Source organism: Flavobacterium enshiense (assembly GCF_022836875.1).
Classification (GTDB): Bacteria; Bacteroidota; Bacteroidia; order Flavobacteriales; family Flavobacteriaceae; genus Flavobacterium; species Flavobacterium enshiense_A.
This window is the reverse complement of record NZ_CP090376.1, coordinates 3,161,540-3,179,161: the sequence shown is the minus strand read 5'-3', so window position 1 is coordinate 3,179,161 and position 17,622 is coordinate 3,161,540. Positions and strand designations below refer to the sequence as shown.

16 protein-coding genes and 1 other RNA gene are annotated in these 17,622 nt (G+C 36.7%); 9 read left to right on the top strand and 8 right to left on the bottom strand.

The features are described 5' to 3' along the window. Positions 1–32: 32 nt before the first annotated feature. Positions 33–446, bottom strand: coding sequence for a type II 3-dehydroquinate dehydratase (gene aroQ, locus LZF87_RS14450; RefSeq protein ID WP_244340037.1), 414 nt, complete (start codon positions 444–446; stop codon positions 33–35). A 347-nt stretch (positions 447–793) separates the two neighbouring features. Here aroQ and LZF87_RS14445 point away from each other — a divergent pair, with 347 nt between their 5' ends. The 6 genes from LZF87_RS14445 to LZF87_RS14420 all read left to right on the top strand — a co-directional run bounded on the left by LZF87_RS14445 (position 794) and on the right by LZF87_RS14420 (position 5,711). After that, positions 794–1,405 (top strand): porin family protein, encoded by a 612-nt coding sequence (locus LZF87_RS14445; protein WP_244340035.1) that lies wholly within the window; start codon positions 794–796, stop codon positions 1,403–1,405. 142 nt (positions 1,406–1,547) lie between these two features. After that, positions 1,548–2,105, top strand: coding sequence for a porin family protein (locus LZF87_RS14440; protein ID WP_244340033.1), 558 nt, complete (start codon positions 1,548–1,550; stop codon positions 2,103–2,105). Between the two features lie 142 nt (positions 2,106–2,247). Further along, positions 2,248–2,886 (top strand): outer membrane beta-barrel protein, encoded by a 639-nt coding sequence (locus LZF87_RS14435; RefSeq protein ID WP_244340031.1) that lies wholly within the window; start codon positions 2,248–2,250, stop codon positions 2,884–2,886. 92 nt (positions 2,887–2,978) lie between these two features. Next, positions 2,979–3,539 carry a porin family protein gene (locus LZF87_RS14430; protein WP_244340029.1) on the top strand — a complete coding sequence of 187 codons (561 nt, stop codon included), beginning with the start codon at positions 2,979–2,981 and terminating at the stop codon, positions 3,537–3,539. A 161-nt stretch (positions 3,540–3,700) separates the two neighbouring features. Next, positions 3,701–4,606: a site-specific tyrosine recombinase XerD gene (xerD, locus tag LZF87_RS14425; protein ID WP_244340027.1), complete on the top strand. Its 906-nt coding sequence runs from the start codon at positions 3,701–3,703 to the stop codon at positions 4,604–4,606. A gap of 46 nt (positions 4,607–4,652) precedes the next feature. Then, positions 4,653–5,711: a glycosyltransferase family 9 protein gene (locus LZF87_RS14420; RefSeq protein ID WP_244340025.1), complete on the top strand. Its 1,059-nt coding sequence runs from the start codon at positions 4,653–4,655 to the stop codon at positions 5,709–5,711. 80 nt (positions 5,712–5,791) lie between these two features. Here the strand turns inward: LZF87_RS14420 and rny are convergent, their stop codons facing one another. The 4 genes from rny to LZF87_RS14400 form a co-directional block, all read right to left on the bottom strand. Then, entirely contained in the window at positions 5,792–7,354 is a 1,563-nt protein-coding gene (gene rny / locus LZF87_RS14415; RefSeq protein WP_244340023.1) for a ribonuclease Y, read from the bottom strand. Between the two features lie 52 nt (positions 7,355–7,406). Next, positions 7,407–7,512, bottom strand: a non-coding RNA gene (ssrS, locus tag LZF87_RS14410) — 6S RNA. A 53-nt stretch (positions 7,513–7,565) separates the two neighbouring features. After that, complete coding sequence (locus tag LZF87_RS14405; RefSeq protein ID WP_244340021.1) at positions 7,566–7,859, bottom strand: cell division protein ZapA; 294 nt, start codon at positions 7,857–7,859, stop codon at positions 7,566–7,568. Positions 7,860–7,864: 5 nt separating this feature from the next. After that, positions 7,865–8,155, bottom strand: coding sequence for a hypothetical protein (locus tag LZF87_RS14400; protein ID WP_244340019.1), 291 nt, complete (start codon positions 8,153–8,155; stop codon positions 7,865–7,867). A 201-nt stretch (positions 8,156–8,356) separates the two neighbouring features. Between LZF87_RS14400 and LZF87_RS14395 the strand changes: the two genes are divergently transcribed. From LZF87_RS14395 to LZF87_RS14385, 3 genes are read left to right on the top strand one after another with little or no spacing between them, the layout of a single operon-like run. Then, positions 8,357–10,078 carry a M23 family metallopeptidase gene (locus LZF87_RS14395; RefSeq protein ID WP_244340017.1) on the top strand — a complete coding sequence of 574 codons (1,722 nt, stop codon included), beginning with the start codon at positions 8,357–8,359 and terminating at the stop codon, positions 10,076–10,078. Beyond that, entirely contained in the window at positions 10,062–12,530 is a 2,469-nt protein-coding gene (locus LZF87_RS14390; RefSeq protein WP_244340016.1) for a TonB-dependent receptor, read from the top strand. The genes LZF87_RS14395 and LZF87_RS14390 overlap by 17 nt, the downstream gene beginning before the upstream one ends. A gap of 47 nt (positions 12,531–12,577) precedes the next feature. Next, entirely contained in the window at positions 12,578–13,300 is a 723-nt protein-coding gene (locus LZF87_RS14385) for a hypothetical protein (RefSeq protein WP_244340014.1), read from the top strand. Between the two features lie 8 nt (positions 13,301–13,308). Here LZF87_RS14385 and LZF87_RS14380 read toward each other — a convergent pair whose 3' ends face one another. From LZF87_RS14380 to LZF87_RS14370, 3 genes are read right to left on the bottom strand one after another with little or no spacing between them, the layout of a single operon-like run. After that, entirely contained in the window at positions 13,309–14,010 is a 702-nt protein-coding gene (locus LZF87_RS14380) for a DUF2971 domain-containing protein (protein ID WP_244340012.1), read from the bottom strand. A 52-nt stretch (positions 14,011–14,062) separates the two neighbouring features. Then, a complete protein-coding gene (locus LZF87_RS14375) occupies positions 14,063–15,892 on the bottom strand; it encodes an ABC transporter ATP-binding protein (protein ID WP_244340010.1) in 1,830 nt (609 codons plus the stop codon). Next, entirely contained in the window at positions 15,893–17,620 is a 1,728-nt protein-coding gene (locus LZF87_RS14370; protein WP_244340009.1) for a phospho-sugar mutase, read from the bottom strand. Between the last annotated feature and the right edge of the window lie 2 nt (positions 17,621–17,622).

Genomic DNA, 17,622 nt, shown 5'->3' with positions numbered 1-17,622 from the left:
AGTCGCAAAAAGTAGCCCTGGGGTTGTATGGGTTATAAAAAAGATTTTAAGGCGAGTTCGTAACTTTTTAAGCCAAAACCGATAATCACGCCCTTAGCATTTGGTGAAATATAGGAAGCATGACGGAACGATTCCCTTGAGAATGTGTTCGAAATGTGGACTTCCACTACCGGGGAGGAAATAGCTTTTACGGCATCTGCAATCCCGATTGAAGTATGTGTATAGGCTGCGGCATTAAGAATTATACCGTCATAACTGAAGCCGACTTCCTGTAATTTACTGATTATTTCACCTTCTATATTGCTTTGAAAATAGTGAAGTTCTATCGTTGTGTATTTCTTTTTTAATAGAAAAAAGTAATCTTCAAAAGTTTCGTTACCGTAGATTTCGGGTTCACGTTTGCCTAAAAGGTTTAAGTTAGGTCCGTTGATTATGACAATTTTCATACAATTTTGTTTTTGTAAATTTAATAAAAAGGAGCTTGGTTAAGTTTTTTGTAAATAAAAAAAAAGGCTGTTTAGTTTATTTTTTTTTCATTTTTGACAAATGTAAATTGTTTTTATAACAAAAAAAATAAAATTTATAGGAAAAAACTTATAAAAAATAGCTGCTTTTTGAATTCATTATGAAAATTTAACAAAAAATATTGTATATATATGATGTTGTTAATCAAATAAATAGGTTTTTTATGATTAATTTTTATGGTTTTTCAGCTGATTTTTTTGAGTTGAAATTTTATCAAAATGGAATTTTTATAGTTTTGTCAGGTAAATTTTCAAAATTTAAACTAAACATGAAAAAAGTAATTTTAACTGTTGCGGCAGTATTCGCTTTCGGATTTGCTAATGCACAGGACAAGGAAATGAGATTTGGTGTAAAAGGCGGTATGAATGTGTCGACTTTAACAGGAGATGCTGAAGATGCGAAATCTTTAGTTGGTATTCATATCGGTGGTTTTATGGAGTATAAAATTAATGACAAATTCGCGATTCAACCGGAACTATTGTTCTCTATGCAGGGTGCAAAAACTGAGTACACGGACTTCGATGGCTTCGAAACTGTTAATGTTGAGGAAAAGTATAAATTAAATTATTTGAATATTCCAATCATGGCAAAATATTATGCTAATGAGAAATTAAGTATTGAGGCAGGTCCTCAAATTGGTTTCTTATTAAGTGCCAAAGATGAAGTTTCTGCTTATGGTGAGACGGTTGAGGTTGATTTCAAAGATTATGTGAAATCAATGGATTTTGGTTTAAATATTGGTGTAGGATACGATTTTACTGATAATATTTTTGCCGGAGCAAGATATAATTTTGGTTTGTCAGATATTAATGATATTGATGAGTCAAGTGATGAAATCCACAATGGTGTATTCTCATTATCTGCGGGTTACAAATTTTAATCTGTTCGAATAGACTTAATATGGAAAAGCCCTGCATTGTGGTTTTTTTTGTTAATTATATTGTTGATAGCTATTTTTTTAGGTAGTTATTAGTTGTTGTTATTATAGGTAGATTTATACACTAATTATTAAAGTTTCATTTATGAAAAGAATTATTTTAACTGTTGCGGCAGTATTCGCTTTCGGATTTGCTAATGCACAGGACAAATCGGCATCATCAGATGCAATTAAATTTGGAGTTAAAGGTGGTGTTCAATTCACGAATTTCGCTGGTGATGATGCTGATGGCCTTGACGGGAAAACTGGTTTTTATATTGGTGGTTTAGCGGATTTCACAGTTTCAGAGAAATTCCACGTACAGCCTGAGTTGTTGTTTTCTACCGAAGGTGCTGAAGAAGATGGTTTTGATTTAGGTCTTAGCTATTTAAGACTTCCTATCATGGCTAAATATTATGTTATGGAAGGTCTTAATATTCAGGCTGGTCCAGAGGTTGCGTTTAAAGTTGCAGCTGCCGAGGATCTTTTTGACGATTCTACTAAATCAGTTGATTTTGGTTTAGGTTTCGGAGCTGGTTATGAAATGGCTAGCGGTTTAATGTTTGATGCAAGATATAACTTAGGTTTGTCTAACATCGCTGATTATGAAGATGGTGATTTAAAAAATACTGGTTTCCAAGTTGGTTTAGGATACAGATTTTAATCCATAGCGATTATCATAAACGAAAGCCCCGCATTGCGGGGCTTTTTTTGTTAATTAAATTGTTAATATCTCATCTTTTTAGGTTGTTATTTGCCGTTGTTATTATAGATAAATTTATAATACTAATTTTAAACAGAAATTTATGAAAAAAATTATTTTATCAGTCGCTGCTGTATTTGCATTTGGATTTGCTAATGCGCAGGAAGAAACGAAAAGTGAAGGTGGATATGGTTTTACCAAAGGTGATATGTACATCGAAGGATCGATTAAGGTTAGAACGGATGATGATTCAAGCCTTTTCTCTTTCAATCCTAAATTCGGTTACATGATAGAGGATCAAATAGCGGTTGGAGCTGATTTGGATTTAGGGTCTTCTAGCCAGGATCGAGTTGGTGCTCTAGATCCTAATGTGAAAAATACTAATTGGGGAATCGGAGCGTTTGCCAGGTATAATGTCTTGGAATTAAACAATAAGCGTTTTGTTGCTTATGGTGAAGTTGGTGCAGGATACAGCTATAGAAAAACTGAATTTAATTTTATCGATCCTATTCCTGGTGGTGATCATGAAGATAATACAAGTGCTTTCAAAGCTAACCTGGATTTAGGCGTGAATTATTTCATTACTAAACAACTTGCGGCTGTCTTTATTGTATCTAATGTAATTTCGTATAACAATGAGGATCCGACTGATCCAGGAGAAGAAGATGTATTCAAAATGGACATCAACTTGTTCAACAACCCTTTTGCTCAGGCTCAATTCGGATTATTATACAAATTCTAATAATCAGATTTTTTAAAATAAAAAACCCGCTGTTGTACGCGGGTTTTTTTATGTGTATTTTATATATTTGATAAACTTCTAAACCAAAAAATATGAAAAAAATACTTTTTTTAGGATTATTTGTCGCGCTTTCTGTCACTACAGTCCAAGCGCAAAAATTTAATTGGGGTATTAAAGGTGGTTTAAATATTTCTTCATTGACCGGAGATATCGAGAACACTAAATCTTTGGCAGGATTTAATGCAGGTCTTTTTGCTGAAATAAAAGTATTGAAACTTTTGGCGATCCAACCGGAAGTTGTTTATTCGACTCAAGGGACAGCATTTGATGATTTTGAAGGGCATTCTGTTGAGAGCTTGAAATTGGATTATATTAATATTCCGGTCTTGGCAAAACTGTATATTTTTAATTTGTTTTATTTGGAAGCCGGACCGCAAATGGGTTTTCTTATGAACGCTAAACAAGGTTCAACCGATGTTAAAGATAGTATTGAAGATACAGATCTTGCGATTGCTGCCGGACTCGGTGTTAGTTTCGCTGATAAATTCCGTGCCAACGGGCGCGTAAATTTTGGTACGACAGATATTGATAAATCAGATGCTTCCGACGTGAAGAGTATGACGGTTCAAATTGGTGCGGCTTATATTTTCTAATTGCCAAACAGTTGGGAAATGAAAAACGGATATATAAAAGACATATGAGCATTCTGTGGAATGGGTAAAGTTTTTTAGTAAGTGTTTCTCACTAAAAGTTAGAAAAAGTTTGAAAATTTTAGAATCCTGAAAGTCTTCGGGATTTTTTTTATTTTTGCCCTATGAAACAATGGTCTTCTTTTTTGACGGAATTTAAAACGTATCTTAAGTTAGAACGCGGATTGTCTGAGAATACCATTGTGAATTATCAAATGGATGTTGAGAAGCTGATGCTGTTTCTGGATGAAAAAAAGATGGATTTTTCACCAGTAGATATTAATGAAGAGCAGATTCAGTATTTTATTTATTCGATATCCGGAAATCTAAACGCCAAAAGTCAGTCCAGAATTATTTCCGGCTTAAAAAGTTTTTTTAATTACCTTATTTTTGAAGGCTATCGCAATACTACGCCGCTGGAACTGATAGAAGTGCCGAAAACCGGACGTAAATTGCCGGATACGCTTTCGGTCCAGGAAATCGATTTGTTGATTGGTGCTATTGATTTGTCAAAAGAAGAAGGAGAACGCAACAGAGCTATGTTGGAAATGCTTTACAGTTGCGGATTAAGGGTTTCGGAACTAATCGGTCTGAAGATATCAGATTTGTTTTTTGAAGAAGGTTTTGTGAAAGTCACCGGAAAAGGGAATAAACAACGGTTTGTGCCTATCGGTCCTTCTACGCAGAAGTACATTCTGCTGTATAAAGATTTGGTTCGTTCTCATCTTTCCGTGCAAAAAGGGTTCGAGGATACGCTTTTTCTTAATCGGAGAGGAAAGCAATTAACCCGCGCCATGATATTTACCATTATTAAAGATTTAGCCGTTAGAATCAATTTAAATAAGTCGATTAGTCCGCACACGTTCAGACATTCGTTTGCAACGCATTTACTTGAAAACGGCGCCGATTTACGTTCCATTCAAATGATGTTAGGCCACGAGTCTATAACTACAACAGAAGTTTATATGCATTTGGATCGCAGTCATCTATCGGAAATTGTAAAGAGTTATCACCCAAGAACATCGTTTTAAATCTTAAATTTGAAAAGATTTACAAGCGTACAATAAATATAATTTAATGAGTACATCAGTAGAAATTAATAAAGTCAGAAGACGTGTAATGCGCTCATTGACAAAAAATGTCGGGAGTTCCGGTCAGAAACAGCTTTTTGATGCCGATCCGAAATCTGTAAAGAGGATTTTGGTTTCCAGGCCGAATAGCCGATTGGGAAATTTATTATTGTTGTCGCCGTTAATTCAGGAAATAAGTACGGTTTTCCCGAATGCGAAGATTGATTTATTCGTAAGAAGTGGATTGATTCCGATACTTTATAAAAATTATGATGCGATCGGAAGGGATATTCAGTTGCCTAAAAAGCCTTTTAAGGAACTGCTGAAGTATTTAAAAGTTTGGATTTCGCTGCGTCGCTACCAATATGATCTGGCAGTTAATGTGGATAAAAATTCTTCTTCCGGAAGACTTTCGGTAAAATTCAGCAGAAGCGGCTACAAATTTTATGGAGATGAATTCGATGATGGCACTACGCCAGATGAAATATGGCATATGGCAAAAAGTCCTGTTTATGCCTTTCGCAGCTGTCTTTCTGGTAATATTTTGAAAAAGCCTGATGCCGAAGTAGCTACTATGGATTTAAAGCTGAATTCAGAAGAATTAGCCATTGGAAAGGAGTTGGTTGAAGCGGTTTCAGGAAATTCGATACCTACAATTGCAATTTATACCTTCGCCACAGGTGATAAATGTTTTTCTGTTAACTGGTGGGCCGATTTTTACGCTAAACTTAAAGAGGCTTTCCTGGATTATAATATTGTTGAAGTATTGCCGTTTGAAAATGTTTCCCAAATCCAATTTCAGGCACCTCATTATTATAGCAGAGATATTAGAGAGATGGGGGCTTTTATTTCCAATACGGTAGTTTTTATTACAGCTGATTGTGGGATAATGCATTTGGCAAGTGCTGTGAATACACCAACGGTAGGTTTGTTTTCGGTTACAAACATCGAAAAATATAAGCCTTACAATCCAGGAAGTATGGCTTTTGATACTAAGAAAGTTTCAAACGATACGATCATCGAAAATGTCAAAAGACTTGTTGAAGACTTGAAGAAAGTCGATTAGGAAATATGTAATGTTTTTAATAGGTTATAAACTAAAAAAGGTCTGCTTAGCAGACCTTTTTTAGTTTATAAGTGTTATCGTTATTTAGCAATATTCACCGCTCGGGTTTCGCGGATTACCGTAATCTTCACCTGACCCGGATAAGTCATTTCGGTTTGGATTTTCTGCGAAATATCAAACGATAAGTTTCCAGCCATTTCGTCGCTTACTTTTTCACTTTCTACAATCACGCGTAGTTCACGACCAGCTTGGATGGCATAAGCGTTTTTAACGCCGTTAAATCCGTAAGCGATATCTTCAAGGTCTTTCAAACGTTGGATGTATGAATCCAATACCTGACGTCTTGCGCCCGGACGAGCTCCTGAAATAGCGTCACAAACCTGGATAATCGGAGAGATCAATGATTTCATTTCGATTTCATCGTGGTGAGCTCCAATGGCGTTACATACTTCTTCTTTTTCGCCGTATTTCTCTGCCCATTGCATACCTAAAATTGCGTGTGGCAATTCACTTTCTGTATCTGGAACTTTTCCTATATCGTGAAGTAAACCGGCTCTTTTCGCTAATTTTACATTTAAGCCTAATTCAGCTGCCATGATACCGCAAAGTTTGGCAACTTCTCTGGAGTGTTGTAATAAGTTTTGTCCGTAAGAAGAACGGTATTTCATACGACCCACGATTTTGATTAACTCAGGGTGTAGTCCGTGGATTCCTAAATCGATAACCGTACGTTTACCAACTTCAATGATTTCATCGTCAATTTGCTTTGCTGTTTTAGCAACCACTTCTTCGATACGTGCCGGGTGGATACGTCCGTCTGTTACCAGTTTGTGTAGTGCTAAACGTGCAATTTCACGACGTACAGGGTCGAAACAAGAAAGGATGATAGCTTCCGGAGTATCGTCAACGATGATTTCAACACCTGTAGCAGCTTCTAAAGCACGGATGTTACGTCCTTCACGACCGATGATTCGTCCTTTTACATCGTCAGATTCAATGTTGAAAACAGAAACACAGTTTTCCACTGCTTCTTCTGTACCTACACGCTGAATAGTGTTGATAATGATTTTTTTAGCTTCCTGCTGAGCAGTAAGTTTGGCTTCTTCAATTGTTTCCTGAATGTGTGCCATAGCGTTTGTTTTTGCTTCGGCTTTCAGGCTTTCCACCAATTGATTTTTAGCTTCATCGGCAGAAAGTCCGGAAATGGTTTCCAGTTGTTCTACCTGGCTTTTATGAAGACGGTCTATTTCTACTTGCTTTTTCTCGATATGCTCTAAACGATTGTTGTAATCGTTTATTTTGCTGTCGGCTTCGTCGTTTAATTTTTTGGTTTTGGCCAATTCGTTTGAAACCTGAGATTCTTTATCACGGGTTCTTTTCTCTGCTTCTGCAATTTTTTTGTCTTTGGCTAAAATTTCTTTTTCATGCTCAGACTTTAATTCCAGGAATTTTTCTTTTGCCTGAAGTAATTTGTCTTTTTTGATGGATTCAGCTTCAACTTTTGCGTCTTTTAATATGGATGCAGCTTCTTTTTTAGCATTTTTAATTAGATTGGAAACATTTGTTTTCTCTAAATATTTCGCAATCCCAAAACCAATTCCGATTCCGGCAAGACAGCCAATAATTATAATTAATGTGCTCATAGTGTATTTGAAAATTATATATAAAAAAAAGCCTACATTAGGGGTATTGCATAAACTCGTGAAGACAAGTTTTGAGTTAACTCGCTGTTCAAGGACCTGCTCAGGGCAGTTTGCTTTAGAAGCGAAGATTCACTCATTTTAATTTGTTAGTGTTGAGTTTATCAAATAGGTACTAATGTAGGCAGTATCTTAGTTTATGTAAAGAACGTGTTTATTTAGAAAGAATTGCACTCATCTTTTCATCTATTTCTTTTAAGCGGTCAAAAGCCTTTTCCAGATCGGTCGATTGGTCAATTTTTTTTTGTTCCACTTGCGAAGCAAACTGAAGTGCGCACATGGCTAACACGTCCTGTTTGTCTCTTACGGCATAGTTTTCTTCGAATTGCTTAATCATGGCATCAATCTTCTTTGAGGCTGTTCTTAAGCCTTCTTCCTGCGAATAATCCACGGTTAAGGGATATACGCGGTCTGCAATTGATATTTTTATTTTAAGCTTTTCACTCATTCTTTTTAATCAGAAAGTTGTGCTATACAATAATCGATTTCGCGAATTAATGAATTTATTTTGAGTTTCGTATCTCTTTTATTTTCGTCACTGCCAAGTAATGAATTCGCCATTTTGAGGGTTTCGTATTGGTTTTTCAATGTGGAAATTTCCTCTGACTGCTTGCTGATAATGTTTGAAGACTTCAATAAATCATTTCGCAATTCCTGATTTGTTTTTTCTAAATTATCCAGCTTCTGGGCTAATTTAGAGAATTTAATTTCAAGAGAATCAATGATTTCAGTTAATTCACTCATTACAGACCTGTTTCATTACACGATTTTACAAAGTTAGTATTCCATTTGATAAATAACAATACTTTTGTTTAAATTTTAAAAAATGTTTCAACTCTTTTGGTAATAATTTGTGGTGTAGTCAGTTATATAAAATTTGTTGTGCTATTCTTTTAATGACAGTTTTTTTCTATCTTAGCTACCTATTAGCCAAAATTATTGTACATGAAAGTGCCATATTTGTTACTGTTTTTATCCGCCATTTGCCTTGGTCAGACCCAAGAGTACCCCAAAGATTATTTTCGTCCCCCTTTAGATATCCCATTGTATGCTTCTGGTTCTTTCGCGGAGCTACGTGGAAATCATTTTCATTCAGGTTTGGACTTTAAAACCCTGCAAAAAGAAGGGCTTCCGGTTTATGCAGCTGCTGATGGTTTCGTTTCGCGTATAAAAGTATCCGAAAAAGGATATGGTAAAGCCATTTACATAACACATCCCAACGGTTTTACTACAGTCTATGGTCACCTGAAAAAATACGAGGAACCTCTGGCTGATTTTATTAAAAAGCGACAATATGCTCAAAAATCATATGAAATTGAGATTTTTCCGGGGGTCGGTGAATTACCCGTAAAAAAAGGACAATTGATTGCTTTTTCCGGGAATACAGGAAGTTCAGGAGGTGCCCATCTGCATTTTGAAATACGTGATACCAAAACGGAAGAAACCATTAACCCGATGTTTTTCGGTTTTGATATTCTGATGCCGGACACGAAAGCGCCTGTTATTAATGATTTGGTAGTATACGCGGTAGGCGACAGCTCTGTTGTGAATAATTCGCAAAGGCCTATTCCGGTTAGTTTATCGCTTCAACCCGACGGAAGTTATCTGGCTTCTAAAGTTTTGGCGAAAGGTGCAATCGGTTTCGGAATTAATACTTACGATTTGTCCGATAAAAATTTCAACTGGAATGGGATTTACAAAGTGGAAACTTTTTTAAACGGGAGTAAGTTGTTTGCCTATGAGTTTGACCGATTCGCTTTTGACGAAACCCGCTACATCAATAATTTTATCGATTACTACCGTTACAAAACGCTGAATCAATCGGTGCAGAAATTGTTTTACAAGAAACCATATCCTTTTTCTCTGATAAGCAGAAATACTAAAAACGGACAGGTAGTCGTACTTCCTGATATGGTTTACAATTATCGGATTGAAATTTCTGATTTTCATAAGAACAAACGAATGATCAATATTCCAATCCAATATTCCAATGCCGAACCGACCATTGCAAAAGTGGAAAAGAGGACGCCTTATTTTGTGAAATCCAAAAATGATAGCAATTATACCAAGGATAATGTTTCTGTATTTATTCCGGAAGGTTCTTTTTATGAAGATTTTTATATGGATTTCGATGTGAAAGACAATGTGCTTTTTCTTCATAACGAAACGGTTCCGGTTCACAATAACCTGACGGTTACTTTCGATGTTGCAAATATCCCTGATATAAATCGTGAAAAAATTTTTATAGCGAGAATGAACGGTGGCGGAACTGAGTATTTTACTACTTATAAAAAGGGGGATTTGTTTTCCATCCGTACCAAAGATTTGGGAAAATATAAAATAATGACCGATACAGTCGCTCCTAAAATTTACCGTCCATCCTTTTCAGAGGGAAGCAATCTTGATAAATCGGATTCGATTAGTGTTCGTATCAATGATGATTTGTCCGGTATAAAGGAATACAATGGCTACTTAAACGGAAAGTGGATTTTAATGGATTACGATTTTAAAACCAAATCCCTGACGCATTATTTTAGTGACGCAGTTTACGATGAAGGCGAGAACGAATTAAAAGTAGTAGTTTCTGATAAAATGGGAAATTCCACTATCTTTGAAACTCATTTTTTTAAAACTAAAACCCAATTGCCAGTTGAAAAAACTAATTAATCTCTTAATTTTCTTTGTTTTTATTACGGGATTTGCTTCCCAAGCACAGACCGCTCGAGTAAAAGGTGTTTTATTGGACGAATCCAATAAACCTATTGAAGACGCTACTGTGAAAGTGGGAGACATTACAACTAAATCAAATGAGAACGGTTTCTTTCAGATAAAAATCCCAGCCAATGTTAAGGTTGCAATTGAAATTTCACACGTTTCCTATAAAAAATCAACCGTTACCGTTGAATTGAAAAACAACGAGGATTATGAGTTGAATGTTGTTTTGAATCAAAAATCGGAACAATTGGGAGAAGTTGTGATTTCCAGTGGCGGAAGAAAACGAGTGGAGGGTATAACTACTATAGAACCGCAGGTTATCAGGATGATTCCAGGTGCCAACGCAGGTGTTGAAAACATTTTGAAGACCTTGCCCGGTGTTTATTCGAATAACGAATTGAGCACGCAGTATGCAGTTCGTGGCGGTAATTATGATGAGAATTTAGTATATGTAAATGAAATCGAAGTATATCGTCCATTCCTGATTCGTTCAGGACAGCAGGAAGGTCTGAGTTTTACCAATACAGAAATGGTTTCCAACGTGGATTTCTCAGCAGGAGGTTTTCAGGCAAAATACGGAGATAAATTATCATCGGTGCTGGATATCACTTACAGAAGACCTACGAAGTTTCAGGCTGCTTTGGATGCGAGTTTATTGGGAGGTAGTGCTACAGTTGATTTAGTATCGAAAAATCAGAAATGGAGCAATATTACCGGAATCCGCTACCGAAACAACAGTCTGTTGGTTAACAGTCAGGAAACGGAAACGAATTACACACCAACATTTGCCGATATTCAGACTCAGATTAATTATGATGCTTCTGCAAAGTGGGAGTGGAGTTTTTTAGGAAATATTTCGCAAAACAAATACAACTACGAACCCTTAACGCGTCAGACAAATTTTGGAACGGTTGATGAACCAATAGCCTTACAGGTTCTTTATGAAGGTCAAGAAAAAGATCAATATTTGACGTATTTTGGGGCTGTAAAGTCGACGTATCAGGCTAATGAAGATTCGAAATACAAGTTTATCGGTTCGATTTACCATACTCAGGAACAGGAGTATTTTGATATTTTAGCGCAGTATCGTTTGGGAGAAATTGATTCCAATATCGGTTCTGATTCTTTTGGTGATGTCGTTTTTTCGCGAGGTGTGGGATCTCAATTAACCCATGCAAGAAATAACTTGGATGCTTTAATTGTAAATGCTGAAGTAAAAGGTTTTCATGATATAAAAAAGAAAAGCAGTCAGGTAGAATGGGGATTCAAATATACCAGAGAAGATATTCGCGACCGATTAGTAGAATGGGAAGTAGTGGATTCAGCCGGATTTTCATTGCCACAGCCTAAAATTGTTTTACCAAACGATCAGCCGTACACTCCTTATTATGGTCCGTTGGCTCCCTATCAGAATGTAAGGGCGACTAATTTTGTTCAGATTAATCGTTTTTCCGGTTATGGGCAATGGAACTACAGAGGAACTATCGGTTCCAGTCAGATTTGGATTAACGCAGGTGCTAGAGTACATGATTGGAAGGTTCAGGGCGATAACCTGAATGGAAAGAATCAGATAGTTTTTAGTCCGAGAGCCCAATTTACCATCAAACCGGAATGGGAAACTGACATGCTTTTCCGTTTGTCCGGAGGATTATATCAGCAACCGCCTTTTTACAGGGAGCTAAGAGACTACAGTGGAAAAGTTAATCCGAATGTAAAAGCTCAAAAGTCCTATCATATTGTCGTTGGTAACGATTACAGTTTTAAATTGTCGGGCCGACCGTTTAAGCTGGTTTCGGAAGCATATTATAAAATCTTGGACGACGTCAATACTTACACAATCGATAATGTACGTATACGTTATCGGGCTAATAATGATGCCGTGGCTTATGTGTATGGTGCCGATTTTCGTTTGAATGGGGAATTTGTTCCAGGGACAGAATCCTGGTTTAGTTTCGGATATCTTAAAACGGAGGAAAATCAGAATGATCGTGGTTATATCTCACGTCCGACAGACCAACGCTTGAAATTCGGATTATTGTTTCAGGATTATATGCCGGTTCTTCCCAATATGAAATTATACTTGAATTTAGTGTATAATACCGGATTACCGGGTGGTTCACCTTCCTATGCTGATCCGTACCAATATCAATTACGTCTTAAGGATTATCGTCGTGCCGATATTGGTTTTTCTTATGTGTTTAAAGATGCAGCCATTCAGTCAACTAAAAATTGGCTGAAAAAATTCAGGGAATTTAGCTTGGGATTTGAAATTTACAACATGTTTGATAATCAGAATGCCATTACCAATACATGGGTGCGTGATGTGTATACGAAGAGCCAGTATGCTATTCCCAATTATATGACTACGCGGACTTTCAACATAAAATTAAATGCCAGATGGTAAGTAGCTGATTTAATTGTTTTATATTTGATAGACAAAATTGTTTCGAAATGAAAAACTTCTCAAAATATTCGGTATTGGTTTTGTTTGCTCTTTTGGCAAGTTGCAAAGAGGAAGCTGAAAAACCGAAAGTAATTTATGAAGAGGCAAAAAATACACCGGAAAAAACGGTCGTTAAGGATTCTTCACAAATCAAAATTGCTGATTTACCTATTTTTATGGAAGGGACTAAATATCTGATTCATGCTATTGGAGATGTTCGCGTGTCTGCAGAACCGGGAAGTTATGGATCGAGTAAAACTAATTCAATGAGTTATGCTATTTCGAATTACAATCGTTTCGAACTTACCGGATATTTCGAGAATTTGAAATTCCAACATATTGATTCTACTGAATTACGCCCGCTAACTGATAAACATGTACAGATTCAGACAGCTACGTATCTAAATACGATATTTGAAAAGTCGAAAAAACAGATTTTGGTTTATTCTTTAGTAGATTCCGATACGAACAAGGATGGCAAGTTGGATGCTAATGATATTAAGGCACTTTATATTAGTATGATGAGTGGTCAGAAGTTTACCAAATTGTCCAGTGAATTACAAGAATTATTAGATTGGAACGTGGTGGAAGTGCAAAACAGATTGTATTTTAGAACGATTGAGGATATCAATAAAAATGGTGCTTTTGATAAGAATGATAAAGTCAACTATCATTTCGTGAATCTGCTGTCGAAAGATTGGGTAGTGGAAACTTATGAACCTATAAAATAAATCTTCCGTTAAATTAAAATATCGCTTTCCAAATCCGATTTTTCTATTTCGAAGCCGAAGCCAAGTTTGGACACGAGTTCGATGACCAGTTTTTTATACCAATTTTCACTTTTGGGATGGATGTAGATTTTTTCGATCATTTTGTTGATGTCAACATCTATTTTCAATCCATCATTTATGGTTAGTTTTTGAGATGTAACATCAGAGATGATTCGGACTTCATTCTCATATTGAAAACTTTTTCGTTTAAAAAGAAATGGGAAAAAAGCATCGTCAAAAGGAATCAGCTCTTTCTTGTAATCGATGTAGTTTACTTCGCCGATATATTGTTCCGTGTACCTTTCCTTTTGTAAAGCTTCTTTTAGTCTTCCCAGAGTTGATTGTATAGCTAATCCTTCATTGTTTTTGGTGAAAATCTGCCACATGGCAAAACTTTCATATTCGTTGGTATGCCAACTGCTGATAACCACATTTTCTCTATGTGATTTGTAATAGTTTAAAAACTTCGGGTTGTTCTCAGAGATTTTTTTGATTTCTTCAAATGTGGGTTCGCTGAAGGTGCCTTCGTACTGATCCTCAAATTTGTCGGAACGCGACATAAACATTTTACCCGAAATCAACAGATCTAAAAATTTAGACATATCCATGTATTTCCAGATTATGGTATCCGGATTTTCAGGGATTTTGATATTCGGGTTGTTTACGTACATTTTAGCAGGTATTAAATTCTAAAAATCAAACAATCCAACAGTTTCCAATAATCTACTCAAACGACTGCATCATCACCAATTTGGAATAAGCGCCGTTTTGAGCTAATAATTCATCATGTCTTCCTTGTTCGACAATTTTTCCTTTTTTCATAACGACAATCATATCGGCTTTTTGAATCGTCGAAAGTCGGTGGGCAATTACTATGGAAGTTCGGTTTTGCATCATGTTTTCCAGTGCCACCTGAACTAATTTTTCACTTTCAGTATCTAATGCAGAAGTAGCTTCATCGAGAATCATGATAGGTGGATTTTTCAAAACAGCTCTTGCAATGGACAATCGTTGCTTTTGCCCTCCGGAAAGTTTATTACCGGCATCACCAATATTGGTTTCAATTCCGTCTGGCAGGTCTTTCACGAATTCATAAGCGTTCGCTATTTTTAAAGCTTCTATGATTTCTTCGTCTGTGGCGTTTTGTTTACCTAAAAGGATGTTGTTTTTTATCGTGTCATTAAATAAAATGCTGTCCTGAGTCACCAATCCGATTAAGCTTCTTAGTGAATGCATTTTCATCTCTTTGATGTCAGTATTGTCAACTTTAATGTTTCCTTCCTGAACATCATAAAAACGGGTTAATAAGTTGGCAATCGTACTTTTACCGCTTCCGGATTGTCCTACCAAAGCAACTGTCTTTCCTTTTGGTACTTCAAGTGAAAAGTCTTTCAGGACATTCTCCTTCGTGTAGCGGAAATTGATATTTTCGATAGATATCTTGTCCTCAAATGTAGTTTTTTCAACCGCATTAGTTTTGTCGGTGATTTCGTTTTCAACTTCCAATACGGCAAAAACACGCTCTGCGGCCGCAATACCATTCTTAACGGCATAAGATGCTTTGGATATTGCTTTGGCCGGAGTAAGGATGTTATAAGCTAATCCCATGTATGCCAAGAAATCTGCTCCGTCTAACGTTTTGTCAATAAGAACCAGGCTTCCACCGTACCAAAGCAATACTGCTATCGTGATGATTCCCATGAATTCACTCAAAGGAGAGGCTAAATTGTTTTTCTTGCCGATTTTATTGGACAGGTATAAAAGGCGGTTGATGGAATTGTTAAAATGTCCTTTAAAATGTCCTTCCGCATTGTAACTTTTAACGATTTTTAATCCCGATAAACTTTCTTCAACGATGGAAATTAAATGCCCGCTTTCGTTTTGAGCTTGCAATGATCTTGCTTTTAGGTTTTTTCCGATTTTAGAGATTATTAGGCCGGAAATAGGAATGAAAATAAAAACGAAAAGCGTTAGTTTAAAACTAAGGGTGAACATCATGGCTATGGAAAAAATGATGGTCATCGGTTCCTTAACGATAAGTTCCAGAATCGAGAAAAAGGAATTTTGCACTTCATTTACATCACCAAGCATTCTGGCCATCACATCACCTTTTCTTTTTTCGGAATAGTATGAGATGGGCAACTCAATTATTTTGTCGTACATGGTTTTACGTAAATCGCGCAATACTCCGTTTTTAAGGTGCATCATGTGAAAGGATGCCAAATAACTGAACAGATTCTTGAAAAGGAACGTAGAGATTACCAGGGAAACTACTAAAAAAAGAGCCTTTTGTGGACCGTCGTTTTGGGTTAGTTGTGTAATGTTGTAGTACAGTAAATCCTGTGCATATCCCATAATATGGAAAATGTCATCCCAAACTGGGGGAGTTTCCACTTTCTTGGTTTTGTCGAACAATACGTTCATCATCGGGATGAGCGTAATGAACGAAAGCGTACTGAATAAAGCATATAAAATATTATAAATCACATTCCAAACTACGTGTGATTTATAAGGTTTTACAAAAGGAAATATTTTTGATATAATTTTATTCATTTAGTTCAATTGCATTTCAGCAATAATATTTTTGATTTTAGTATTCAAATAGGCCTCCGCTTCAGGAACATCGGCTATAGTTTCAATGGCACAGTTGACACTGAAATAGAATTTTATTTTAGGTTCCGTTCCGCTCGGACGTGCACAGATTTTACTTCCGTCTTCAAGGTAGTAAATAAGTACATCGGATTTCGGAATGGAAAGCGGTTCTGTTTCATTGGTAAATAAATTTCGTACCGTCGAATTCTGATAATCTTCGATGCACACAACTCGTTCCCCGTTGATTTCATGTACCGGATTTTCACGAAGGTCTACCATCATTTTTTTAATTTCGTTAGCGCCTTCGATTCCTTTCTTGGTAATGGAAATCAAGTGTTCTTTATAAAAACCGAAATCAGTATATAACTTGAGTAGTTCCTGATAAATCGAACTACCTTTTTCCTTGGCCTGAGCCGCTATTTCGCATATTAAAAGGGTAGAAGCTACGGCATCTTTATCCCTAACTGCATCACCAACCATAAATCCGAAACTTTCTTCTCCGCCTCCGATGAATTTCTGATTAGGGAAATCCTTAATCATTTTGGCAATCCACTTAAAACCGGTCAAACCTACTTTGCATTCAACATCGTATGCTGAAGCTAACTCCTGCATCATCGGCGTTGAAACGATGGTGGAGCCAACAAATTCCATTCCAGTTAGTTTTCCTTGCTTTTTCCATTCCTGAAGCAGAAAATGTGTCATGACAACCATGGTTTGGTTGCCGTTTAACAATGTCATCTTTCCACTATCATCCCGCACAGCAACTCCTAATCTGTCTGAATCTGGGTCGGTTCCAACCACAATGTCAGCATTGGTTTGTTCTGCCAGTTCCATTGCCATTGCCAAAGCTTCTGGTTCTTCAGGGTTTGGTGATTTTACTGTTGGGAAATTTCCGTCTGGTTCAGCCTGCTCTTTTACGATTTCAACATTCGGATAGCCTGCCTTCGCTAAAACATCGGGAACTAGTTTTATGGAAGTTCCGTGAAGCGAAGTGAACACGATTTTAAGGTCTTCTTTGGCTGCAGATGAAGTATTAAATGTTGCATTTTCAATGGACGAATCGATAAAGGCTTCGTCTATTTCTGTGTCGATGTATTCTATTAGGTCGTTGTTGGCTTCAAATTTGATTTCGCTGTAATCCAAAGCTTCGATCATTTCAATGATTTCATGATCCTGAGGTGGTACCAATTGGCCTCCGTCCTGCCAATATACTTTGTATCCGTTGTATTCCGGCGGATTGTGTGAAGCAGTTAGCACGATTCCTGCATGGCATTCCAAATATTTTACTGCAAATGATAATTCGGGAGTCGGACGCAAATCGGAAAAAAGAAAAACCTTAATTCCGTTTGCCGAAAACACATCGGCTACCACTTTTGCTAACGTGTCGCTGTTGTGGCGGCAATCGTAAGCAATGGCTACTTTTAATTGTTGGTTCGGGAATGTTTTCTTCATGTAATTGGACAGTCCCTGCGTATTTTTGCCTAAGGTGTATTTGTTGATTCGGTTGGTGCCCACACCCATAATTCCGCGCATACCGCCTGTTCCGAATTCCAGGTTTTTATAAAAGCTGTCTTCCAGTTCTTTTGGTGAGGTAGTCATTATTTCACGAATCGCTTCGTGGGTATCGTTGTCAAATGTAGGTGTTAGCCAGATGTTTACTTTGTCTAAAATTGCTTTTTCAATGTGCATTT